21 protein-coding genes are annotated in these 24,013 nt (G+C 63.5%); 9 read left to right on the forward strand and 12 right to left on the reverse strand.

Going from position 1 to position 24,013, the window contains the following annotated elements; translation table 11 throughout:
• Positions 1–353 precede the first annotated feature (353 nt).
• From A3CE_RS56385 to A3CE_RS0110535, 5 genes are all read right to left on the reverse strand, one after another.
• A complete protein-coding gene (locus A3CE_RS56385) occupies positions 354–4,982 on the reverse strand; it encodes an NACHT domain-containing protein (RefSeq protein ID WP_125592561.1) in 4,629 nt (1,542 codons plus the stop codon).
• Positions 4,983–5,077: 95 nt separating this feature from the next.
• Entirely contained in the window at positions 5,078–6,187 is a 1,110-nt protein-coding gene (locus A3CE_RS0110520) for an IS630 family transposase (protein ID WP_043790789.1), read from the reverse strand.
• A 414-nt stretch (positions 6,188–6,601) separates the two neighbouring features.
• On the reverse strand, positions 6,602–6,961 hold the full coding sequence (locus A3CE_RS0110525; protein WP_020640043.1) for a hypothetical protein: 360 nt from the start codon (positions 6,959–6,961) through the stop codon (positions 6,602–6,604).
• Positions 6,958–7,203 carry a hypothetical protein gene (locus A3CE_RS0110530; protein ID WP_020640044.1) on the reverse strand — a complete coding sequence of 82 codons (246 nt, stop codon included), beginning with the start codon at positions 7,201–7,203 and terminating at the stop codon, positions 6,958–6,960. Before A3CE_RS0110530 ends, A3CE_RS0110525 begins: the two co-directional genes overlap by 4 nt.
• On the reverse strand, positions 7,200–7,649 hold the full coding sequence (locus A3CE_RS0110535; RefSeq protein ID WP_125592497.1) for a hypothetical protein: 450 nt from the start codon (positions 7,647–7,649) through the stop codon (positions 7,200–7,202). Before A3CE_RS0110535 ends, A3CE_RS0110530 begins: the two co-directional genes overlap by 4 nt.
• Before the next feature lie 167 nt (positions 7,650–7,816).
• Between A3CE_RS0110535 and A3CE_RS0110540 the strand changes: the two genes are divergently transcribed.
• A complete protein-coding gene (locus tag A3CE_RS0110540) occupies positions 7,817–9,286 on the forward strand; it encodes a helix-turn-helix domain-containing protein (protein ID WP_084641475.1) in 1,470 nt (489 codons plus the stop codon).
• On the opposite strand, the gene A3CE_RS0110545 is transcribed toward A3CE_RS0110540, so the two are convergent.
• The 3 genes from A3CE_RS0110545 to A3CE_RS0110555 all read right to left on the reverse strand — a co-directional run bounded on the left by A3CE_RS0110545 (position 9,275) and on the right by A3CE_RS0110555 (position 11,673).
• Entirely contained in the window at positions 9,275–9,625 is a 351-nt protein-coding gene (locus A3CE_RS0110545; RefSeq protein WP_020640047.1) for a cupin domain-containing protein, read from the reverse strand. The two genes, A3CE_RS0110540 and A3CE_RS0110545, sit on opposite strands and share 12 nt — an antisense overlap.
• On the reverse strand, positions 9,622–11,169 hold the full coding sequence (locus tag A3CE_RS0110550; protein WP_043790790.1) for a helix-turn-helix domain-containing protein: 1,548 nt from the start codon (positions 11,167–11,169) through the stop codon (positions 9,622–9,624). The genes A3CE_RS0110545 and A3CE_RS0110550 overlap by 4 nt, the downstream gene beginning before the upstream one ends.
• 123 nt (positions 11,170–11,292) lie before the next feature.
• On the reverse strand, positions 11,293–11,673 hold the full coding sequence (locus A3CE_RS0110555) for a helix-turn-helix domain-containing protein (RefSeq protein ID WP_020640049.1): 381 nt from the start codon (positions 11,671–11,673) through the stop codon (positions 11,293–11,295).
• 331 nt (positions 11,674–12,004) lie between these two features.
• On the opposite strand from A3CE_RS0110555, the gene A3CE_RS0110560 reads away from it, so the two are divergent.
• From A3CE_RS0110560 to A3CE_RS0110580, 5 genes are all read left to right on the forward strand, one after another.
• Entirely contained in the window at positions 12,005–12,337 is a 333-nt protein-coding gene (locus A3CE_RS0110560; RefSeq protein WP_020640050.1) for a WhiB family transcriptional regulator, read from the forward strand.
• The gene (locus A3CE_RS0110565; RefSeq protein WP_020640051.1) at positions 12,334–12,663 is read left to right on the forward strand and encodes a hypothetical protein; all 330 of its coding nucleotides are present in this window, start codon (positions 12,334–12,336) and stop codon (positions 12,661–12,663) included. Before A3CE_RS0110560 ends, A3CE_RS0110565 begins: the two co-directional genes overlap by 4 nt.
• Positions 12,660–13,352 carry a hypothetical protein gene (locus A3CE_RS0110570; protein ID WP_020640052.1) on the forward strand — a complete coding sequence of 231 codons (693 nt, stop codon included), beginning with the start codon at positions 12,660–12,662 and terminating at the stop codon, positions 13,350–13,352. Before A3CE_RS0110565 ends, A3CE_RS0110570 begins: the two co-directional genes overlap by 4 nt.
• Positions 13,345–15,480 carry an FtsK/SpoIIIE domain-containing protein gene (locus A3CE_RS56390; RefSeq protein WP_020640053.1) on the forward strand — a complete coding sequence of 712 codons (2,136 nt, stop codon included), beginning with the start codon at positions 13,345–13,347 and terminating at the stop codon, positions 15,478–15,480. Before A3CE_RS0110570 ends, A3CE_RS56390 begins: the two co-directional genes overlap by 8 nt.
• 150 nt (positions 15,481–15,630) lie before the next feature.
• Entirely contained in the window at positions 15,631–17,385 is a 1,755-nt protein-coding gene (locus tag A3CE_RS0110580) for a recombinase family protein (protein WP_020640054.1), read from the forward strand.
• Between the two features lie 61 nt (positions 17,386–17,446).
• Here the strand turns inward: A3CE_RS0110580 and A3CE_RS59825 are convergent, their stop codons facing one another.
• Positions 17,447–17,764 (reverse strand): IS110 family transposase, encoded by a 318-nt coding sequence (locus A3CE_RS59825; protein ID WP_211231906.1) that lies wholly within the window; start codon positions 17,762–17,764, stop codon positions 17,447–17,449.
• Between the two features lie 1,281 nt (positions 17,765–19,045).
• Entirely contained in the window at positions 19,046–19,540 is a 495-nt protein-coding gene (locus A3CE_RS0110590) for a phage portal protein (protein WP_245589789.1), read from the reverse strand.
• Between the two features lie 156 nt (positions 19,541–19,696).
• Between A3CE_RS0110590 and A3CE_RS0110595 the strand changes: the two genes are divergently transcribed.
• The 3 genes from A3CE_RS0110595 (at position 19,697) to A3CE_RS56395 (ending at position 21,482) form a co-directional block, all read left to right on the forward strand.
• Positions 19,697–20,335 carry a hypothetical protein gene (locus tag A3CE_RS0110595; RefSeq protein ID WP_125592498.1) on the forward strand — a complete coding sequence of 213 codons (639 nt, stop codon included), beginning with the start codon at positions 19,697–19,699 and terminating at the stop codon, positions 20,333–20,335.
• A 57-nt stretch (positions 20,336–20,392) separates the two neighbouring features.
• A complete protein-coding gene (locus A3CE_RS0110600; RefSeq protein WP_026468352.1) occupies positions 20,393–20,941 on the forward strand; it encodes a hypothetical protein in 549 nt (182 codons plus the stop codon).
• 91 nt (positions 20,942–21,032) lie between these two features.
• Entirely contained in the window at positions 21,033–21,482 is a 450-nt protein-coding gene (locus A3CE_RS56395) for a hypothetical protein (protein WP_125592501.1), read from the forward strand.
• A gap of 51 nt (positions 21,483–21,533) precedes the next feature.
• Here A3CE_RS56395 and A3CE_RS0110605 read toward each other — a convergent pair whose 3' ends face one another.
• Positions 21,534–22,214 carry a hypothetical protein gene (locus tag A3CE_RS0110605; protein ID WP_125592503.1) on the reverse strand — a complete coding sequence of 227 codons (681 nt, stop codon included), beginning with the start codon at positions 22,212–22,214 and terminating at the stop codon, positions 21,534–21,536.
• An 800-nt stretch (positions 22,215–23,014) separates the two neighbouring features.
• Positions 23,015–23,977, reverse strand: coding sequence for a hypothetical protein (locus A3CE_RS0110610; RefSeq protein ID WP_020640060.1), 963 nt, complete (start codon positions 23,975–23,977; stop codon positions 23,015–23,017).
• Positions 23,978–24,013 lie beyond the last annotated feature (36 nt).

The following is a 24,013-nucleotide window of genomic DNA, read 5'->3' on the forward strand; positions in this document are numbered from 1 at the left end:
TCGCGACGCTGGCCCATTTCCAAGATTGGTTGCCATTCATCCTTTCTCTTCATCATAGAAGAATGACACAATTGGGCGCCTAGAGTCACGGGCTGCTCGGACGTTCCATCTATACCCAAAGACTAGCGAAAGAATTGATACAACCAGCGCCAGTAAGGCAATCGCCGCCGCAATCCAGGGCGCCGCAGATCCTTGCATCAAATTAGCCTCGACTCGCGGATTGACGCCAATTTGACGTCACCTAGGGGTTTCGATGGAAGCATCGAGTGTAGACGGTGCACACTACTCACTCGTCTCGATCTGTCATGAGTCGGCCGCGCAGAAGTGTACCACGACAGTAGTCCTATGCATCATCAGTAATCTTTGTCAGATGGAGAAACTCCCCTTCCGATCGAAAGCACATACGGAAGCGTACGCTTTCCCGTGACGCGCAGTATTTCAGCCGCCTGGCCCTCCAACTCCCCTTGCAGAGCCAAGGGAGAGCCCACCCCAGCAGCCCTTTTCTTTCTCGCCCCATCGTCAGCATCCCACAACTCAACCGAAAAGAGTCCGATCACGTAAATGCCGACATCCGACCTCAGGTATCGAAGATATCGATTCGCAAGCTGACTATATTGCGCAGTCCGGACAGCGTGATGCCAAGAACCTTTGATTTCAACTGGTACACGCAGCAGTGTTGCCGTCTCTTCTTTCGATATATAGCGAGATTCAATGAAAGCTTCGACGAGCAAATCTGGACGCTCGCCGGCGTCGCCTGGACCAGTAGGACGAACTACCACCTCACGATTGACCAACACACGTCGATTAGCCAGCCTCAGGGTCAACTGATTGGCAAGATAGGCAGCTAGAGTACCCTCAGGCTTGGGTCGCCACTTTAGAGGACGATGTGCTCCTCGTCGAGATACGCTGGCATTTTCATCACGCTCTCCGTCCCACAGCAGATAGTCATGACCACCCAACATTTGACCTATATCTGAAATCGCCTCAATGACAACTTCCGCAAGCTGAAATTCCGTATTAACCACTCGGCGAGACTTATCTGACAGAAGCTCTATAACTTCGTCCGACGTGAGGGTGACGACGGCGTTCGCCTGCGCTCGCTTGCGCGCTTCGAGTAGCGCGGACTGAATTCTCAAGTTGTCATTGTGCGTTACCGAGATTCGGCGAATCTGCCGGACAGCCTCTGAATCGCCTCGTTCAACCAACGCAGATAGTATAGAGTTTCTCCAGTCGTGCAGTTCATGGTCAGGCAAAGGCGCATGGACACCAAGTTTATACACCTCAGCATCCGGAGAAGCCACCGACGAGATCCAGTTGAACGCCTCATACAATCGAGTTGAGGAAAGTTCTTCAATAAACTGCTTAGATGAGTAGCTTCTCGCGCATGCCTCCGCCAACTTCCTAGCTAGGCCAGGATCAGCACGCGTTCTTGAATAGACGCGATCCCAATATACCTCGGGGTCAGTTTGCAAAAGAAGCCGGCCAGCCTCAGCCACCCAAGAGATATAGCCATCGACTCCATGCGACGAACTAAACGTCCTTTCCAGAGAGTCTATTGCGACTTCTTCTTGCGACAAAACCGCCAAACGCATAAGGGATACCCAGGCCATGGTCGCAGCGTGGCTGCCTTCCTTGGTGTACGGGACTCGCACCGGCCCCTCAGTGACGACTACTTCGTCCTCGACAGGGACACCGACAAACGTCCCGATTTCTGTTCCATCCCAGCCCTTCATCACCTCGCGAATTTCATCCGACAAAGAGATCAAAGAAGTGGCTGTATCCGCACTCAATGCCGGACATAAGCTCTTAAGCCCCAATGGTGCGTCACCCCTGGTTAGACAAGTGCGCACATACTGGATTATTGCAACCCTAGTTTCTTCACCGGCATGTTGCGCGCAATGCCGCAGCAAGTCAAAAGAGATCGGGCTTTTCTCGATATCATCCAAGAACCGAACGTGATCAATTATTGCACCCACCCACGACCGCCAGCGTTCAACAGCGACACTTCCGAGGAGGCCCTTCGAGGCGAGAAAATGAGCCGACAGATACCCTGCCACTGCACGTCGATCGGTACTTCGAGTTCCTAGCCAACTTTCGCGCACATCAGATTTCGACGAAAGATACCCAATACATGCTAAGATCATTTTTTCTTCAAACTCGACCGGCTCCCAGAGGTTCGTGCCGGGAAATTCGCGAAGATCACTCTTGTTCATCAACTCATATACGAACCGGCCAGTTGAGGGGTCTACACCAAGCTGGTAGATAAACTTCCAGAACTGATCCAGTTCCCCGGACGCTGCATCGTTAAGCAACCGACGTTGGCCTTCAGCAAATTTTTCGGCGTGCTCCCATGCAGTCTTCTTGACTCGACTCATTCGCAATGAATCAGCTAGTTGACTGTCAATTCTGATTCCTTCATAGAACCACTTCAGATGCTCCCACTCGGGCGTTTCCCGGCGCGTGTAGCCCAGCTCGAAAGTCTCCATGTCAAACATTTCTACAACGCTGCAGTATAGTTGCCCCAATGCTTGAGCAAGCTCGACACTTCCCTCACCTCTAAGCGTGTCAACTCGTTGTAGTCCGCGTCTAAAGTCGCGGCCGTCCACGAGGCGCGCCCGACCGGCCCGCTGCAAATTCTCTGGCACATCCTCCACGCGGTATCCCAAAATGGGATTATCTGCCTCCCAGTCTAGTGCAATCATCAGTGCATCGCTGCGATTAAAAACTCCAGATCGGGTCAATCGTTCGCGCACTAGATGCTCCGCCAGTGCGTAGCGAAGCGTGCGCACACTAATTGGTTCCAGAGATTCCTGATCGACCAGGTCAATCGCCATAGGCATATTTACCTGATCGTCCGCCATGAGTCGATTTATGAGTATCGGCGCAAGTTGCGATAGATAATCCAACGCGTTGGGCGACCGCAAGGTTCGGTCAACAACTGCATCTATGAGTTCGATCGACAAGTCTGCTACAGCAACTTGAAATGTGACTGGCTCTATCGGTTCCGAATCGAATTCAGCAAACTGATCTACATCGATAATCTTAGCGCCACCTTCAATAGCATCGTTGATATGCGCCAGCAACGAAGTGATATCCTCCTCGCGCAAGAGACGTGGGAACTTATTTACCTCCCATCTGTATAGAGTTCGCGAGGAGTCACTCGACCATGAGATATGTGGTAGCACATCCGCTAACGCCAGCTCGTTCGGCCAGAGCAAGGAGAAAATAGTTCCCATGAGCTCGCGTTCGGCGATGTCGCCGCTAGCAACGTTCAAGCTTGAAAGAATCTCTTTGAGCCGCGGAGCAGCGACGGTTGATGAGGCTTCGTACGCTGCACTAGCGGCACGTTGCCTTAACCCAGCTGGCCAACCTGGTTGATCCACGATTTTGAGTAGGTCTTCCGCCAAGGCGGGTACCACAGAATCCCGGGCGAGCCGAATTGCAAGTCGTGCCCGGGCGAACTCCGACCACTCAGCAGATGGATTACTTGCCGCATGCTGAAGAACCGGCCTCAACTGATCAGCAAGTCCCGGGTAGTATAGCTGCCACCGCGTCGAGAACCATAAATTACCGGTCAGCTCGACTTCTGCCGCGCGATCGAGTAGCTCCGCCACTAAGACTTGACGAGTACGAGGACTATTGATATATCCACTATGAGCTATTATCCCTTGCGGATCAGTCCTCCCCAGCCACAAGGTTTCTGCTGGCGCACACTCAAGCAACCAGGCCGCCGTCTCACGAAGATGGATTGGAATACTGGCCGATTCTTCATCGGGAGCAGCAACTAAAAACACGCCTCCCAATTGCTTCTTCATATTGCCAAAGTCGTCATGTGACCTATTTGCTAGGTAGCAGGCTGCCAAGTACGCAGCGATGGAAGAATGCACGAATGCAACTCGATCCTTTCCGGCAGAAGTAAAGAGCCCAGTTGCAAGGGATTCAGCCACCAACGTTGCAGTTACCTGAAATTCGCCGCCGCCGGCAATCTCGACTCCACCAGAAATACTCCCTTCCGCTACGTCGAACTGACCAGCCTCGGACGCGGCTCCTCGAAAAATTGTTCGTTGGCCGGCTAGTACTACACGAGCGGCAGCCCTGCTGGCTATTATTACCCGCTGCTCCGCCGTGGAGCCGAGTGGCCCACGGCTTTCACGATCGCGACCATGCTCGTCAGCAAGGCGGAGCACGCTTCTCTTGAACAGCTCATGTGAAGTCACAATCGACTTGCCGGCGTCCTCGCGATAAGAGTCGGCAAGCATCCTGAGTGTCAAAGGAATACTTGCGAGCGGTCCGACCTGATTCGCAATAACAAACTCAACAAATTTATCCGGATCAACTTCGCTATCAGTCATCAAACTGACGACGTCCTGCTTTGTCAGGGGAGCCAAGTCGGCAACCAGGCACCCGCTCGTGACGTTATCCAATATCTTCGTCAACGAACTCGGGTAGTCTGCCGTGCGACATGCAATCAGGAAGGTCAGCGAACGAGTGTCGCGCCCCCGAAGGGCCAGGTCAAGCCGCTTCGGAATGGACCTGATAAACGGACTCTCGTCCAGCTGATCCAGGACGATTGTGAGCCGCGACGGCAGAGGCGCGACCTTTTGGCTCTTCACAGGGAGAGAATCGAGGTGAACCGCAAGGAAGTCGCGAAAATCCTCGATACTTCGTATGTCGTTGCCATCGACCCAGACCGCTTCCGGTGTAGCAGTGTCTTCATCTGCGCCAGTCAGGCGATCACCGATGATGTCCTTGAAAGTGGTTGTCTTACCTGAACCAGGTTCGCCAAGGAGTACCAAAGCTCCTCGGCCAACCGCCATGCGAGGCCGGATGAGTTGACCGGCCGAAAGCGGCGCCGAGTCTTCCGGCTGGGCAAGAAAGCCATCCTCGTCCAGTTCGAAAGGTGTGTCGTCTTGGATGGTGTCATCGCGGATGCGCAACCAGCGCGGAGCTACAGCCACCATCGCAGTCTCACGTGTCGCCATGAATCGAGTATCCCTCTGCGCGGCACAAAGCTGAGGATGACTCGCGGGACACCGCTCGCGGCCCATCACGTGTCCGCGTACGACAGCGGCCACTCCTAGTGGTCTGTCTGTGTTTTGATCTGGTTGAGGGTGTCTCGTCCGCGTTGGACCTTCGTGATGATCTGTTCGGCGGTGGCTTTCCAGATGAAGGGCTTCGGGTCCTTGTTCCAGTGTTCGGCCCAGGTGGTGATCGCGGTGGTGAGGTCGGCGACGCTGGTGAACACGCCTCGGCGGAGGCGTTTGTCGGTGAGTTCTTTGAACCAGCGCTCGACGATGTTGAGCCAGGAACTCGACGTCGGAGTGAAGTGAAGATGCCAGCGGCGACGGTCGCGGTGTCCCAGCCACTTCATGATGGCCGGGGTGGAGTGGGCGGAGAGGTTGTCCAGGACCACGTGGACACCGAGCCCGCGGGGAACGGTTTTGTCGATCTGCTTGAAAAACCGCAGGACATCGGCGCCGGCGTGGCCTTTGTGCAGGTCGGTGACGACTTCGCCGGTGGCGATGTTCATCGCCGCGAACAGGTCGATGGTGCCATGACGTTTGTAGTCATGCGTCATGGTCCCGGCCCGTCCGGGTGTCATCGGCAGCGACGGCTGGGTGCGGTCGAGTGCCTGGCATTGGGTTTTCTCGTCGTAGCTGAACACCACCACCCTGGCCGGCGGGTTGAGGTAGAGCCCGACGACGTCGAGGAGTTTCTCCTCGAACTGCGGGTCGTTGCTGATCTTGAAGGTGTCGACCTTCCACGGCTTGAGGTTGTGGTCGGCCCAGATCTTCGCCACGGTGTCCTTGCCGATCCCCATCCGTGCGGCCAGGGTGCGGGTGCTCCAGTGTGTCGATCCGTCTTCGGGGCGTTCGTGAAAGGTCAGGCGCAGCACTTCGGCCACGGTGCCGGGTGGGAGCGAGGGTTTGCGGCCTCGGCCTTTCGCGATTACCCCGACTCCGTCGGTGCCGTTCTCAGTGAACCGTTTCCGCCAGCGCCGCACGGTGTCGGAGTCGACCTCGCAGCGCCGCGCGATCTCCTCGTTCGCGACTCCATCACCGGCCCACAGCAACGCTTTGGCCTGTATCACCTGCCGATAGGGCAGGACCGACGAAGACGCCATCTTCGTCAGCTCAGTCCGCTGGGTGTCCGACATCGACAGTGGCGCGGCTGTAATGATCGCCATAACCAACCCTACCGCGACAAATCACCGACACACCACTAGGGCCCGCTCCTGTGGAAGGCGGCCTGATAGGTAACGTTGCCTCGTGGATCACCGCGGCCGGTCCGCTGCTCCGAACTGGCCTAGCAGCACGCTGGCCCAGCTTAGCGGCAGGTCAAGGCAGCAAGCCGGGCTTGTCCGTCGGCTCGCCGGAGCGCCAGGCCGACGTTGCGGTCCGTTGGCTACTTCAAACGGTCACGAATTGGCCGTCACAACCCGTCTCGCGAGCCGTCACGCCGTCACACATGCTGTGACAGTGTCGAATGCCGATCGACCTGCGGAAACATTGCCTGTGACGGCTGTGACGGGCGTGTTCGAACCCGTCACAGCGGTCACTACAGGCCCCCGTGCAGGCTGTAAGCGTCGGCGGAGCAGCCGTCACAGATTGTCGGGCGGACGTAGTGCTGCGCGCTGCACGGTGACGAGTTCAGCGGCCGTGGCCGCGACCCTGTCGAGAGCGATCACGTGCTCGGTCAGCCGGTCGAGCCCGAGTCTTGTGAGCCGGAGCCTTACGCGACGTCCTTCGGTTCGGGCCTCCACGTACCCAGCGGCGCGCAGCCGCTCGACGTGTGGATCGAACCTCCGTTCGCTCAGACGCAACACGCCCTGGACAGCCACATCGTCGCACCAGCGCATGTCGGCCAGCAGGCATGCGATGAACAGCCGCACCGGCAGAAGCAGCAGCGGGTCCAGCTCGCGTTGGAAGGCCGGCACGATCGGCCGCGGACTTGACGTCATTGCTCGATCGCCGGCTGTTCCGCACTTTCTGGGGTGGGTGCACGGTGGAGGCAGGTCACGCAGGGCATGCCAAGCGGGCGTTCCAGCAGCTCAAGCTCACCGGGCCCGAAGGTTTCGCCGCAGTACGCGATCAGACGCTCCGGCGTGGTCTCCTCTGTCGGGACCGGGAACACGTGGACGACGCGGCGAGACTCGCCAACCGTGCCGGGCAACGGGCGCGCGATGACCAGGCGAATCGTCATCGGGCGCCTCGCCGGGCGTGGTGATCGGCGGGAACGGGCGCGGTCGGGGTGCCGCCCGTTCCCGCCGACGTCGTGGTCCGGCCGCTCTGCTCAGGAATGAGCCGCACGCGTTGAGGCGGGTGCGGCGGCAGGACGGCCGGAGTCTGGAGACGGCCGAACAGGCGACGCCAGCGCGACGGCTTCCTGTGGCACGTGCGTTCGGTCGTCGGCGGAGTCGAGCGAAGCCGGACCAGCACGTTGCATGCGCCGCACCGACGGCCCGGAGGCACCAGGCAGGAGTCAAACGGCACTTCGCGGCCGCACAGCGAGTAGTAGCGGCCCGTCTGGAGTGCGACGCCGTCGGCGAGGTGTTCGTCGGTGACGGCGTGGTCCAGGTTGTCGGCCACGCTGCGGTGCCAGGTCACGTACAAGCGCGAAGGCCGCGAGCCGCGTTCGCCGCTGGTCACGTTCGCCCCCTGGTCGTCGGATGTGTTGAAATCATCCAAGCCGGAGGACCCGCCCACACCCAGAGCGCAAACGTCGGTGTTTCGGGGCGGAGATGTGGCAGTCGCAAGCTCTACCAGGTGATATGCCTGCTAGGCTGTGATCACTGTCAGCAGAGCGAGGTGTTCGGATGGTCAGCGTTCGTCGGCGCGAGGAGCTTGTTTCAGCTCGCAAGGCGGCCGGACTGACTCAGGAGAAGCTCGCCGAGGTGATGTCCGTCGACCGATCCACCGTCATCCGATGGGAAGCCGGTGAGTACGCACCGCTGCCCTACCAGTGGCCGAAGCTGGCCAAGGTGCTCGGCCGCTCCGCCGACGAGCTGCGCGAGCTGATCGGCCTGCGCCTGCCCCGGGAAGCACCGTTGCTCCGGTCGGAGCTTGAACCTGCGTTCGCCTGGTTGGATCGGCGCATCGGGTGGCCGCCGGGGACCACGCGCACACGAGTCACAGCGGCCGCGCCGGCGAGATCGCGTGGTGGAGCTACGGCCGGGCGGAGTCTCGTGGCTGAGACCCTGGCGAGCTACTACGGCGATTCGGTTTCAGGTCACGCGCAGTACGCCGCGCGATGCGGTCCGGTTCGAGTCGCGACCAGTGTCCTGACGCGGCGGGAGTGGCTGGATTTGGCTTGCCCGTTGACGTTCGAGGGCGACCAGCTGGCGTTGTCGGCCGACGGCGAGGCGTCGCGCGAGCAGCTCGACGCAGCGGCCGCGGTTCGCAGGCTGGCTGAGGCCGCGACCCATGACGTACGTATCGCCGACGTGCCGCTCTACCGGCTCACGGACGTGCAGGTTCGGCCGGGAATGGTCGGCGGCAAGGTCAGTGTGGTGCCGTTCGTCGAGTACGCGCTGAGTGTTGACCTTCTCGAACGTGAGCTACTTGAGAGCCTGGCGGCCGGTCGCGACCGGATGCCGCTCCGGGACCGGTACCTGCCCGATCTACCTGCTGTGCTCGACCTTCAAGGACGGCTGTGCGCCGGTGGAGTCCTCGCCTTGACGGCGATCGCCCGGCCGGCCGACCCGTACCGCGGTGGGGCGGACTACCTACTCCTGGTCCAGGAGCGGTCGGGGCGCGTGCTGAACGCCGCGCGCAGGCTGGCCGTGATCCCGAAGAGCTTCCACGCACCCCTTGCCAACCACCGTGCCGACGCGCGGATCGGGGCCACGCTGCGACGCGAACTGGAAGAAGAGCTGTTCGGGCGGGTCGACGTCGACCGGACGGCTGGAACGCAGCGCGCCGCCGACCCGATGCACCCGAGCAGGCTGTCTGCTCCGATGCGGTGGCTCGCCGAGCAGCCCGGCCGGCTACGGATCGAGTGCACCGGGTTCGGGTTCAACCTGGTCAGCGGGAACTACGAGTTCGCCAGCCTGGTCGTGATCGAGGATGAGGAGTTCTGGCCACGGTTCGGCGGCGACGTCGAAGCGAACTGGGAGGCGGCCGGGCTGCGGCAGTACTCGACGCTCGACGGCGACTTGATCAGCGAGCTGACCGGCGACGAAACCTGGAGCAATGAGGGGTTGTTCGCATTTCTCCAGGGCTTGCGTCGGCTCGCCGAGATCGGCGGCGACCGAGTGCGAATTCCCGCCGTCGAATTAGGTTGCTGACGGCCAGCGGACGGTGAGGACCACCGAATCCGCCAATGCTTCCCAGGAATGGTCGACGCCTGGACCCCACATCACGTAATCACCCTGCCGATTCATGATCTTGCCGCCGCCGGTGACTTCGACGCGGAACTCCCCGGAGACGAGCATCACGAGCGTGGTCCTCTGATCGTCGGATGTCCATTCAGGACGCTTATCGCCCGCAGGGTGGTTGGCCCACTTGACTTCCACGTCCTTGGAGGCGCGAACGCCCTGCGACGGGTCGATGAAGTGACCGACCAGCCAGCCGCGGGTGTCGGCCGCGTCGTCGTTGGCATTGCCGGCGGTCCAACCGTCGCTCACTGGCTGATCTCCCATTCAATCTCGGGCAGTTTCACACGTTCTCCGCCGATTTGCGCAAGGCGTCGGAGTCCTTGCGCCATGGCGAACAATCCTTCGTTGCTCCACGCTACATCACCCAGCAACTCGGTGACGAGTTCCGCATCGGTAGTCGAATACTGACGAAGAGTCGCGGATTCCCAGTTTGCTTCGACCACTCCCCCGTAGCGTGCCCAGAATTCTTCGTCATCAATGAGGATCAGGCTGGCGAACTCGTAGTTCCCGCTCACGAGGTTCAGGCCGAACCCGGTGCACTCCATCCGCAGGCGGCCGGGCTCCGCCAAGAGCCAGCTCATCGGCTCGGTGAGCTTGGTCGGGTGCAGCGGGTCGGCGGCCAGCATGTCGCCCAGGGTGTTGTCGATGTCCGGGCGGCCGAACAGCTCCTCTTCCATCTCACGGCGGAGCGTCATGCCGACCTGCACGTCTCGACGAACGTCGGTGAGCGGCTGGTGGAAGCCCTTTGGGATCACCGCGAGCCGGCGCGCGGCGTTGAGTACGTGGCCAGACCGCTCCTGGACCAAGAGCAGGTAGTCCGCCTCGCCGCGGTACGGGTCGGCAGGCCGGGCGATCGCGGTGAGCGCGAGCACGCCACCTGCACACAGGCGGTCGCCGACGTCGAGCACCGACCGGAGATCCGGCAAATAGCGGTCTCGCAGCGGCATGACGTTCGGGCCGGTGGCCACGGCGTCGACCAGTTCGCCTTCGAGCAGGTCGACCGTCAACGCGTAGTGCACGAACTGGGACATGCCGAACGTCCCGCCAAGCTGGTGTTCACGGATGTCCGTGCTCGTCAGGCGGTAGATCGGGCTGTCTGTCAGCCGGGTGTTCATGGACAGCGTCTCGGCGAGCCGCTGAACAGCGCGGCCGGCGGCGTGGTCGTCCAGGTCCAAGTCGGCTTCAGGCTGCGCGCTCGGAACGCGGAAACGATCGTGCGGCGGGCGCAGTTCGCAGTCCAGGTCCAGCCAGCCTTCGCAGGTCAAGACGCTGGTGTTCATGGCCAGCTCGCCGCATCGCGCGGTGTACAGGCCGTGGTCGTCGAGCTGGTTGCCGTAGTAGGTGGCCAGCGCTTCCGCGACGTCGCGTTGACTGACCCAACCGCGTCGCGTGCCGCGGTCGTGCAGGTCTTGGACGTCGACGCTCGCGACTCGCTCGGCGACGGCGCGGCGCGCGCTGCCAGGCGTCCAGTGGGCGTGCCGGTCGAGCCATTCGAGAGCCGCGCCGATGTGGGGGTCTGCGGCAAGCCGCTGGTCGGCCTCCGTCGTGTCGACGGTCGGCCCCTCGCCGATCAGCTCGGCGAAGCGGGCGCGCTCGGCCTCCGATGCCCTTTCATGGGCGGTGTCCAGGACCTGTTGCATTTCCGACTGTGGCCGGAGATCCGGCTTCTTGTGCCAGGACGCGACCGTGCGCGCGCTGATTCCGAGGTGTTCGGCGAACCGCTCTTGACTGAGCCGCAATGCCGACTGCAATGCGACCGCTGTTCGTCCCGTCCATCCCCCGGCCGGACTCATCGCGCTCCCGAATGTCGCTGATCTGCGGTGGTTGTGCAGTGGTCCTGCGGTGCTTGTGCATGGGTTGCGACGCCGTTCCGGCCTTGAATTAGAGGCATGGAAAACACCTCGCTCACCCAGTCGCTAACGCTTCGGCTTCACGTGCTCGACCACGGTTGCAAGGCTCGTTTGGACGTCCTCCAGCCGGTCGGTGATCTCGGCCAGGCGCTGTTCGAGTGCGTCCAACCGGGACCACAGTTCATGACCGTCGTCGGCCGGCTCGTCCGGGTGCGGCGGCGTGCGGTTCTGCAGCACGGCCAGCAGATGTTGCGGATGCCAGCCCAGGGTCGTGGACAGGGCTTCGAGCGTCCGCGCGCTTCGGCGGCGCTCCACCGTGTGGTGCTGGAGCTCGCGCACGATCGCCTGCGACACGTGCGACCGCTCGGCCAGCTCGCGTTGTCGCCAGCCGAGTTCGTTCACGCGCATGTTGATCGCCTTGGCGACTGCCGCCCAGTCCTCCGTCACGTATTCCTCCGCGCTCCGCCTCAGCGCCGAGATTAGCGGTTCGTCGAGCTTTCTCCGCGCCGCATAGCGCATTGGCTGCGGCGCGTCGGGCAAACATGTCCGACTTAGAGCTGAAATCAACAACATAGTCTTGAAATCATCAGATTGGTTCTCTTATGAACGCCAAAACGACCTTTCACACCATTCCCGAGTCCGCGTGGATTCTCGGCGTCTCCCGCAACGCCGTCAGTCGGGCGATCCGGACCGGCATGCTTCGCGCCACCCTCTGCCGCTCCGGGCTGCGCGTGTCGTCCGCCGAGCTGACCAGGGCCCTTCAGGACGGAGGTGCGGCATGGAAGCCGACGACCTCTGGCTGATCGGCATCACATGGCGGCTCGATCGTCTGCGCTGGGTGCCTACGGATGTCCTGCGCGATGTTGTTACCAGCGATGGAGCCTGCATGACGCCATCGGAGGCTGGTCCGCCGGACGCTCGCGATGACCGCGAGTTCGCCAAGCTGTTGTGCGGCGGCTGCCCGGTCCAGGACGAGTGCCTTGAACTGGAGCTTCGGACGGCCGGCGTTGACACAGTCGGCGTCTGGGGCGCGATGAGCGACGACGACCGGCGCGCGCTTCACCCGCTCTGGCTGCGGCGTGGTGAGCGGTTCGATCGGGGTGCGCGATGAACGGACTCACCGTGACGCCCACGCAGATCCTCGCCGGTGTCGGCGTGCTGATCGTCCTGTTCTGGGTCTGGCGGGCCGGTGCTCGCCGGGCGAAGGCCGCCGCCGAAGCTGCTCGGAGCGGCGCCCGGATCATGTCGTTGGCCGGGCGCGTGCTGTTCAACGCCGGGTTGATCGTCGCCGTCCAGTGGGTGGTCATCGCTCACCCGGGTAGCCCGTGGCTGCTGCTCGCCGTGCTCGGGCTGCCCGCGCTGTTCGCGTCCTACGCGCTGACTCGCGCCATGACCGTGACCACCGTCGACACCTCGAAGCGGGGTGGTCGACGATGAACCGGGCGCAACGGCTCGCGCAGGACGCGGCCGAGGCCGCCGAGGTGCGCGCCTATCAGACCGATCCGGACGTCGTCGCGCTGCGGATCGAGCGCGTGCGGCGGCAGGTCGACTGGATGTGCTGGTCCGGGATCGTGCTCGGGCTGGCCTTCACGATGACCAACGTGCAGGGCTTCGCGTCGGCCGGCACCCGGCCGGGGTCGCTGCCGTGGCTAGCCGCGTGGGTGCTGGACCCGACCGTCTCGCTCGTCCTGCTGGCGATCCTTCGGGCGGAGCAGGTCACCGCGCGGTACCAGGTCAAGACGGGCGCGTGGGTGCGGCGGGCGAAGTGGTTCACGCTCGCGGCTACGTACGTCATGAACACCTGGACGTCGTTCGCGGCCGGGGAAGCCGCCTCGATCGTGCTCCACTCGGTGCCGCCGCTCGTCGTGTTCGTCGCTGTCGAGGCGATCACCGACCTGCGGGACAAGCTCACCGATGCCGTGCTGGTGGCTGCTGAACGGCGTCCCGTTCAGCAGGAGACCGGCGGGCGGCGCGTGCTGTTCGCCGACTATCTCGCCATTGCTCGGGAGATGTGGACGCCGGACGTCGAGATCACGCCGGCGTGGGTGCGGCGGGCAACCGGGTGCTCACGTGGCCTGTCACCCCGGCTGGCGCGGGCGCTACGGGCGGAGGTGGCCCATGACTGATTCGCTGCCGGTCAAGGCCGATCCTGTGCTCGACGGAGAACTGGTCGACGACACGTTGCCGCAGCCGCGCCCGCGCGCACCGAAGAGGAATCGCTTCGTGTTGTGGTGGCTGCACTCGCCGCGAGTCCCGTTGTGGCTCAAAAGCAAGCCTCAGGCGAGGCAAGCGCTCAAGGATGCCGTGGTGTGGCTCGTGCTGTCGCCGTTGCGGTTCCTCGGTGCCGTGGTGCGCGGTGTCGTGGTTGGCGCTCGGTGGTGGCGCGGTTGGGTGACAGTCCGGGACTACCGAACGGCCGCCGAGGAGTCCGAGAAGCTTGCCGACAAGTTCACCGAGATTCGCGCGCTGACGTTGTTCCGGTGGAAGGTCACCGGTGCCGTCGTGGTCGTAACGGCTATGGCGGTCGTCATCGTCAATCTCGTCTACGAAACCGATCCTTTGTGGATCGGCGGAGCTGCTGCCTCAGTGGCGCTCGCGATCCTCGGGCGTAGGAAGGACGGCAGTCCTGGGCGCAAGCCAGCGCTCGCCGGGCCACGGACGTTGACGTGGACGATGGACCCGCAAGTCCTGGTGGACGCGTTCCGCGACGCGAAGCTGATCGGCAAGGACGAGACATTGCGGCTCGTCGAACGTGCGACGCGCGTCGGAGACGGCTGGGCAGTCATCGTCGATCTCCCCGCCACCCGCAAGGCGGCCGACGTGGTCAAGAACCGGGACGCGCTCGCGTCGGCACTTGCCGTCGATGAGGTGCAGCTCATCGTGGAGCGCGTCCGGGGCAATGGCGGACACGCCGGGCGGGTGTCGATGTGGGTGGCCGACGAAGACCCGTACAGCTCGCCACCGTTGCGGACGCCGCTGCTCGGGGTGGCACAGTGGGACGCGTGGCGGCCGATTCCGTTCGGACGGGACGCGCGAGACCGGCGGATCGACCTTCCGCTGGTGTGGACGTCGCTGCTGGTCGGCGCAATTCCACGGCAGGGTAAGACGTTTGCCGCACGGCTCGCAGCGGCTGGACTCATTTTGGACGCGTGGGTGCGGCTGTACGTGGCGGACTTCAAGGCCGGGAAAGACTGGGATGCAGCCGGCCTGGTGGCTCACCGGTTCATGTCCGGAGACGAGCCCGAACACGTCCTGGCCCTCGTGGACTGGTTGATTGAGCTGGTCGGCGAGGTTCAGACGCGCTTCCGACGGATGCGCGATCTGGACGACCTGACGTGCCCGGAGTCGAAGGTCACGCCCGAGATGTCCCGCGACAAGGCGCTGGACATGCCGATTACGGCGATCTTCATCGATGAGGTCCAAGTTCCCTTGGAAGATCGCACACCCGTTGACGTGCAAGGAAAGAAGCTTCCTGCGGGTGAGTACGTCGGCGAGCTGTTGACGTGGCTGGCGAAGAAGGGACCGGCCGCGGGGATCGTGCTCGTGCTCGCGACGCAGCGGCCTGACTCGAAGACGATCCCGTCCGGGCTGCGGGCGGTGCTTGGGTCGCGGTTCGCGCTGCGGGTGATGGACTGGCGCGACTCGAACATCGTGCTCGGCGAGCAGATGAACACGCGCGGATTCGACTCCAGCCGCCTACTGCCCTCGCACAAGGGCGTGGGCATCCTGCGACCGGACGGCGACACGGCGGCCGGCGCCGACGTGCTGGCGATGACGGTCCGGACCTACTACATGCCGAACGAGGACTGGCGGACTATCTGTGAGCAGGGCCGGGCGCTGCGCGAGGCGGCCGAGACACTGACCGGGCACGCGGCCGGGCAGAACACCACGCCAGTGCTCGACCGCGCTGCGGCAGTCAAGGCAATCGGTGCAAGTCATCCCGTTGACGCAGTTCCGGCGCAGGGTGAGCTGCCTGAACCGCTCGCGTCGCTCGTCGACTACCTGGGCGACGACCTGGGCCCGGATGGCCGGGAGTTCGTGCCCACGGCTGAGCTGCTGGGCGCCCTGGAGATCGACCGGAAGACGTTCGCTCAAGAGATGACCGACCTGGGATGCCGGCCGACGCGAGACCGTGTGACCGGCGAGGACGGCGAGATTCGACAGGTACGCGGGTACTTGACGGCTGAAATCAGGAGCGCCATCGGTCGCGTAACCACTGACACCGGCGCGACTGACGAGGACGGCCGACCTTGAGCGCCGCTCGTTCCGAAGAGCCGCAGACCCGGGTTATCCTACCTGCGGGATTGCCTGAGCTGACGCCTGCGGTCGCGCGTGCACTGCTGGCCGTTCTGATCGAGGTTACTGAGGTGCCGGTACTGGACGTGCCGGCGGAGGAGGTGAATCGTGACAGCTGAAATCATCAGCGATCCGTGGGCAACGCTGGATGACATCCTGGGCCTTGAGGTCGCCGACGTGACAGACGACGGGATGGGGAACCTGGCGGGCTACGGCCGGTGCTCGACCGAGGACAACCAGGACCCGGAGACCTCCCGCGGCTGGCAGTTCGGGAACGCGCGCAAATTCGTCGAGCCACTCGGCGGGCAGATCGTGGCGGAGTTCTTCGACGTCGGGCAGTCACGGTCCGTCCCGTGGGAACGACGAACCGAAGGCGCGCGGCTGCTCGCCGAGTTGAAGAATCCGCACCGCGGATGGGATGCGATCGTCGTCGGCGAGGGCACGCGGTGTTGGTTCGGCAACCAGTTCTCGCTTATCGCGCCGAAGTTCGCCGCCTACGGGGTTGATCTGTGGGTGCCGGAACTGGGCGGGAAGTACGACCCACGGAACCCGTCCCACAAGATGCTGATGAGCGTGCTCGGCGGAATGAGCGAGTCCGAGCGGCAGCATGTTCAGGCGCGCGTCCGCGCCGCGATGGACGCCCAGGTGATCAACGAAGGGCGGCACCAGGGCGGCCGGGCGCCGTACGGCTACGTCGTCGTCGACAGCGGTCCGCATCCGAACCCGCGGAAAGCTGCGGAAGGGCTCAAGCTGCGGGTGCTGGCGATCGACGAGACGACGGCGGACGTTGTGCGGCGAATCTTCGCCGAGTACCTGGACGGAAACGGCGACCGCGCGATCGCCAACCTGCTCAACCGGGACGGCATTCCCTGTCCATCCGCGCATCGGCCGGACCAGAACCGGCACCGGCTCGCGGACGGCTGGCAAGGCAGTTCGGTGCGGGCGATCCTGGACAACCCGCGATACACCGGCTACGCGATCTTCGGGCGCTGGACGAAACATGAGACGTTGCTCGACCCAGAAGACGTCGCCGCGGGCCACGTGGTGCGGTTCAAGCGCGCGGCGCCGGACCGGATCGTACGGTCGCGTGAGCAGGCGCATCCGGCGATCGTGTCCGTGGAGACCTTCACGCAGGTACAGCTTTTGCGTCGGTCGAAGTCGGCGGGCGGATTGAAGACGGCGCGCAAAGCCGAGCGAGGCGCCCGGAAGACCGCGCGGTCCTACCTCCTGCGCGGGCTGGTCCGATGTGGAATTTGCGGCCGGAAGATGCAAGGCGCCACGATCCGCAAGGGCGCCTACTACCGCTGTACTTCGCGGACCATGGCGCCCGGCTCACTAACGCTGGCGGATCATCCGAAGACGGTCAACTTGCGCGAAGGCGTGGTCGTCGAGGCGCTCAGCGGATGGCTTCACGAGCTGTTCCACCCGGACAACCGCGACCGGACGGCGGCCGCGCTACTCGGGTCGGACGGCAATCAGGCCGGCGGTGGTGCGTTGGACGCGGTGAGAAACAGGCTGGCGGACGCGGAGGCGAGGCTTCAGCGGTATCAGGCCGCCATAGCGGCCGGGGTCGAGCCCGAAGCACTCGTCGACCCGATCAACCAGGCACAGGCCGAACGAGCCACCGCGAAAGCCCAGATCGAGAGTCTTCCGGCAGACACGAGCGTGTCGACAGCTGAGGTCTACGCGAGGATTGATCAGCTCGGCGACGTATGCGGAACGCTGGCCGACGGAACCACGGCCGGCCTGAGCCGCCTGTACCGCGCGCTGAACCTGGAGCTACGCTACGAACCAAAAGAGCTAGCCGTCTACGCGACGACCAGCCCAGGTGTAGATAGTGCGTGTGTCCGAGGGGGGACTTGAACCCCCATACGTGGGATATCTCCCGTGTTTGGGGAGATCATGCAGTCATGGTAGCGCAGAGTCACGGCGCTCGCACGAGCCGCCCGTGGACTACTGTCGCTCGTCGAAGGCTGTGTCGCTCGCGATAACGAGCCGCCGCCATCGGGTTGATCGAGTAGACCTGTCGCCCGGTCTGGCGCAGGCCGGCGACCAACAGGCCGCCCGAGGTCTCGATCGCCACCGGGATCGGATCAGCTGCTGTGTCACCGGCGTCGGTGTGCATGGCCAGCAGATCGGCGAAGCCCTCGGCGGAGTCGTCGATGCGGCGCTTGGATACCAGGGCACCCTCGGCGTCGACCAGGGCGACTTCGTGATGGGCCTCGGCCAGTCGATCCCGCAGAACCCCTTCACTCTGAACTCCTCAGACTAGCTGTTTGCGCTGGTCAGAGTCTCTGATGAGAACGCGCGGAACCCTAATGATGAGGCTCTGCGGCCTGACCTCCGATTGAGCCGTTCGCGATCCCAGCGATCCGCGGGCACCGGTCTCGACGGGTTCCCGGTCACTGAGGTGCCCTACGCGCGAACGGGCTCGGACGACGAACAAACTGCCCGATCAGATGAACGGGTGGGACGCGGACACGCCGGTCGCGCCGCTCTATCAGGAGGTCTCACAAGCCCTGGGACACCCAAGACGTCCACCGAGCACGTCCGGCCCAGGCGCCCGAACAAGCGGCAGGAACACCAGCTGCCAGATCAGACGGCTCGGCACGGGCACCCCGCCAACTCGTTCGGCAGTCATTAGGGACACCCCCGCCGACGCGACCACCGACCACACCGACTGAGAACAGGACTCGATCATGTGCAAGCAGCGCTCCAGCGGCGACCGCGCCGCCAAACTCCGTCGCCGAGCGATTCGCGTAGACAAAACGGTCACCGCGATACCGGGGCCGCGACCGGTCCGGCGACAACGGACAACCTTTGTTTCAAGTAATTGGCTACCTTGACGAGCCCTGGTTCGCCGTTCGCGCCGGAAAGCGCCTATTTCTAGCCAGGATGGAATTACCGGAGTTGGCCATACCCACGGCCGGAAGTGACCTCATGGCGATAGACAATTCTACACGAGTTTCCCGGCCGCGGGTTATTCTCGTTCAGCGCCGGCCGCCGACTCCTGCCCAACGAATGCCCCAGGTGAACGGGCAGCTTGCATGCGATGCCCCGTCGGCGGCGTTGATGTTGACCCAGGGACCGTAGACCGTCTGCCACCAGCCCCAACGTTCGCATCCGATCGAGACTCGGACCTCTCCTGTGCCGTTGGAACACCAGGCGCTGCCTACGCCGTTTGACGCCACCGCGGCGGCGCAGTTCAGCGGAATGGCCGCTGCTGGCGAGGCTGTGACGACAATTGAGCCCAGGACAGTGGCAAGAGTAACGCCGACTGCAGCGACAGATCTTGTTCTCCGAGTACTCATGTTAGGTCCTTCTTCCGTGGAGATAAGGTGCAGCGGAATCATCCTCGCCATCCGCCAATTAAGACCGGTTTCCACAAATATTTCGACCGATCGGCGTAACGTGCACGGACCTGGCGCAGGCCGATGCCCTGATTCGGTATAGTGTCATCCGACGCGATCATGCTGACGGCCCGGTGCTTGGCGCCGTCCACCGTTTTCCTGCTCCTCGACCCCTACTTGAGCTCGTCCTCGTCGGTCTCCTCCTGCGCAGCGTCCGGGTCGCGCAGCGGCCGCGAGCCGCCGGCGACGTCGGCGGGCGGCAGGAACGAGTACCGGCCCAACAGGTTGATATGGCCCCCGTCGCCCTCGCCGGAGCGCTGCCACTTCAACGCCGCCCGCACCTCACGCGTGCGCGGGTCCAGCTCGACGTGCACGTCCGACGGCGACTCGACGGTGACCAGCGGGGTGGCGGGGTTGCATTCGTTGGTGCCGACGATCGCGAACGACCGGCCCAACGTCAACGCGTCCACATGCGCCCGACAGGAGTGCAGACCGAGCCGGTTCGCCCGCCAGATCCGCCACAGTTCCCAATCGGCGGCCTGTTCCCCGCCGAGCCGGAACCCAGTCACATCGAGGCACTCGTCGAAGGCGTCGACGACCCGCTCCGGCCAGTTGACCACGACCTGGCGAACCCGCTGATCCAGCCGTCGCAGCAGCTCGGGGTGCATGTAGGACACCGACTGCTCACCCTCGTAATAGCGTCCAGCTTCTCCAGTGCCGGGATCTGCACGTTGTGCGAGCGGGTAAGTCGGGCGATCCACTGATCTGGGGTGAGGTCGTGTGTGGAGGTGAGCACGAGTCTCACCGCGCCTACGCTCGTGGCCATGACCTGGTGGGCAGCACTCTTAGGCTTCGTTGGCGCGTTGGCGGGCAGTTGGGGCGGGCAGATCATCGCGTCGAAGCGCGAGGATCGCCGGTGGGAACGCGAACGCCAGCGAGAAGACGTCCGATGGTCGCGTGAAGCCGACCGCGACCGTGAACGCCATGAACACGACCTGGAGAAGCTGGCTCGCCAGCTGACTCACACGGCGCAGTCGGAATGGCGGTCAGAGCGGGTCGTCGCTTATCAGAGCTTCCTCGACGCGTTCGATGCATGGCAGGAAAGCGCTGAGCCGTTCGTGGCCTCCGAGGGCAATGGGATGCCTGGCGCGGCAGTCTCCAAGCTCATCGAGTGTCTTGCGAGTCTCAAGTCGTCGTCGAACCGGCTTGAGATCATCGGATCCCAGAAGATCAAGCAGGAAATCGACGACGAGATCATGCAGGACGCAGTCCGCGCCACGTGGGCGATGGCGCACGCTTACCAAACCGCCACAGAGGGTGGCGAGGTGCACAACACAAAGTTTCGCGAAATGCTGGACAAGCTTGAGAAGTCGCGGGCCTCGGTTGTCGAACTTGTTCGTGTGGACGTGCTCATTTCATCCGAAGAGAGCGCCCAGACAGCAGTACTACCCCCTGGTCAGTAATGACGTGGTTGACAGCCCAGCATCGACGGTGCCCCCGTGGTGGCCTAGGTTGGCCTGATGCCATCAGGTCAGGTTTCGATTTGGATCCCGCTGGGCGTAGCCGTACTGGGCATTGTCGGCGTGGTGATCGGCAACGTCGTGAACAACCGAAGTCAGAACAAACGTCTACTGATCCAGGCGCTGGACGACGAGCGGAAAACTCTTCACGCCGACAAGATGCGGATCTTCGCCAGCTTCATCGAGGTGTTCCACGAGTGGGCCGAGGTACTTCACCACGCAGTCGACAAGTTGATCAGCGAGGATGAGCCGCCTTCATCGGACGTTGCCGCCCAGCTCAAACACCTGGGCGAACGCATCAGGCCGCGAGCGGCGCAACTTTACCTCGTTGCCTCGCGTGACCTGCGAGACAAATGCGACGGCATCATGTGGCTCTACCGCGACACAATCACCGATCTCTGCGCTGATGCGCCCTCGGTGACGTCGGTTGGCAAGGTGACCGCGGAGGATGTTCCACTCGATGCGTACTACGAGCTGCTCAGCCATATGCGAGCCGAACTGTCGATCGATCCGAAGAGCGCTGCGGCGCAGTGGGACAACTACGGCTGAGATCAGCCCAGCACGATCATCTGCCAGGACCGCGCATGAGCAGCTGCGCAAGTGGACCACGGACGGGACATGGGACCGGATCCTGGAGCACATGATCGTCGAAGACGACTCGCTCGGGACGCTGGAGGACAACGCCGCGTTCGTGGTCAGCGTCGACTCCACGAGTGTGCGGGCCCACCAGCACGCGGCCGGTGCTCGGAAAAAAGGGGGCTGTGCGGACTGGATCGAAGCCCTCCCGGTCGACGGCGAATGCCTCGGATGCTCCCGCGGAGAACTGACCACCAAAGCTTCACCTGGCCGTCAACACAGCAGGCCTGCCGCTGGCAGTAGTCCTCACACCCGGCCCGGCCGGCGACCCGCGACGCTGCCGCTGGTCGACGACGTTCACGACATCGACATCGACGTCTACGGGCAGCGAGTGGGGTCGGGCGGGTCCTCGCAGACAAAGCCTACGCCCACCCGAGCACCCGCATTGCGATCGAGCGATCGGCAGGCGGTCAGCCAAGGCAAGTCGCGACAGGGTGCGCAGTGGCCGGCGTAGGTTACGCGAGCACGTCGTCCGTTGTCTCCGCCCGTAGCCGACGGCGCACCGTCACGGGGTCTCCGACTGCGTAGCCAGGCTCGGCGAGAAGGCTCGTATCGCGGATTCCTCGAATGCCTGGATCGCCGCCGCGACCGTCCTCGCAGCCGTCTGACCGTCGAGGATCACCTGCATCGGCGCGTGTCCTCGAGCGTCACGAGAGCAACTACTGAACGCCTGCGTCGGCTGCTCGGCAGCGTCCAAGGCCGACTTGATTCGAACGAGTTGTTCTCTCAAGGACGGTGTGACGATAGCCAACCGAGCCAGGACCATCGCTCGATCAAATTCCCTCTTTGCGGCCAAATAGGCATCGAACGTCTGAGAGTTCGCCTGCTCGACGGTGTCGGAGACTACGCCTAAGAACATGAGAAGTCCTTCGAATATCCCGGCATAGTGCAGCGCCGTACGAAGCAGATCGACCACGGCTTCGCGCTCGTCGAGCCGCTCCCGGTCGGCCCGCTCGGCTCGCGCCAGATCCAGGTGCTCCTTGGCAATCGCGGCCTGACCTTCAGCGGCAATGGCTGCGACACGGGAAGACCCGGCCTGATCTTCGGCAGCCCTGCGAGATTTTTTCGCCTCTCGCGCCTGCCAGAACGTGATCGACGCACCGACGACCGCGATGAGAGCGGCGCCGGCGGCGATCCAGTCACCAGCGTCCATGGCGTTGTTGAGCCAATCCCAAAAAAGATCCACATGTGATGATCGCATCGCGCACTCGAAACGTTGCCGTGCCCGCCTGAGCCTGGTAGCTATCGCCGCACGCCTATACCTGACTGACGCACGCCTGGAACTGTCCTCCGCCGGCGTCCGCGGTACTGCACTCCCCCTGCACACCGCGCAGCGAGTACTCCATCCGACCACGTTCTCAGGGCTTGCGGCGCTGCTGCTGTCGCAGACCACGCGGTTACGAGCCCTCCCCGCTGGAGGTGGAACGCCCAGGGGCGGACGATGCTGCTGGGAGCCAGCGGCCGTGGTCGGACGGACAGTTCACCGAATCGCCTGCCGGGCGGCCAGGCCGGAGGGCGATGCGGGCGACGTGCTCGTGACGTAGGCGCCGAGGTCGGTCACAATCGATGCAATCGAGGTCGGCGAGTACGAACGCGCGTTCACCGACTCCCAGTTCACCACCCCTGCATACGTAGTGCACCCGCCACGGCTCAGAGTGACTACGTCTGTATCCCGGGGATAGAGCCGCTAACAGACAAGTGGACGCCCACGCACGTGGGCCTCAGGCTCATACCGGCAACTGAAGTCGACGGCTCGAGTGACGGATTGAACGCGCGCCGGACAGCAGCTCGGCCGTTCTGCCTGACCGCAGTCGTCGTGTCCGAGAGCGTCTCCCACCGCGCCGTTAATCGCCAATTCGTCATTGAGATGCGCTTCTACCTGGCTAGCTGTATGTGGCCATGACGTTGGTGACGCACTTCTTCGAGGTCCTGGTCATGTTCACCGAGGGCCGTCCTTGGCTGCCCGCAACCCACCTCTTGTCTGACTTAGTCCGTCGATGAGCGGCCAAGCACGAGCTTGGTCTGGTCGCGAAAGGCCTCGAGTTCGGGGGAACCGCCTCTCACCTCGATGATGAGCTCGACGGCGGCCACCAGGTACTCGAGGGCGATGACGTGCTCGTCGAAGGGAGCGTCGACCTCGAACTCATCGAGCAGGACCTGGAAGTCGGCCAGTACCGCCTCGACGTGAGTGGCGGCTCGGTCGGGATCGCCGTTGCGCTGGATGCAGCGGGCCGACTCGATCATCGCTCGCCCGACGAAGGCGTGACATTGGCCCAGCAGCCGGGTGACGATGCGTCCCACCAGTCCGAGGCCGTTCTCTTCGAGCTGCGGGTCGGGCTGGGCAGCGAACTTCGCGGTGACCTGACGGGCGGCCGCGGCGAGTGCGACACCGTCGACCCATTCCTGGGAACCCTCCGGGGCACAGGGCCGCGGCCCTAACCGGGCGATGCACGCTTCGGCTGCGACCGATAAAGATGTCGCCGCTTCAAGGAGGAGATGGAAGCGTGTGCGACCCGACTCCTGCGACGCGACCGCCAAGCGTGCGACCTCGAGCGCCACGGCGACGTCCTCCGTACCATGCGTGGACTCGCCACGGCGCGCACGCCCCAGGAGCACCTCCGCGGCCGCCTGCTCTTCCAAGGATGGCCCAGCCGCATCGTCGTCGATGGGCAGGCCGAGCTCGAGGCGGTAGGACATCCAGGCCAGCGGGTCCTTAACGGGGTCCGGCTCGTTGGCGGGGTTGCCGGACGCAGCACGAACGACTCCGCCCGCGAAGCGGTCCATGGCGAGCCGCGCATCGTCGAACGGCAGCGCGAACCGTTCGGTCAAGACGGCAAGGACATCGCGACGGGACGCCCCCTCCGCGGGCGCCGCTCGCAGATACGAGACAAGGCCGCCCGTTGACGTTCCACGGGCAACGCGCACAGTCAGGTCGTCGGTCCACTCCACCGATCGATGATGCCCGTCCCGATCTCCAACGACAAG

The sequence above is a fragment of the Amycolatopsis balhimycina FH 1894 genome (genome assembly GCF_000384295.1).
GTDB classification, from domain to species: Bacteria; Actinomycetota; Actinomycetes; order Mycobacteriales; family Pseudonocardiaceae; genus Amycolatopsis; species Amycolatopsis balhimycina.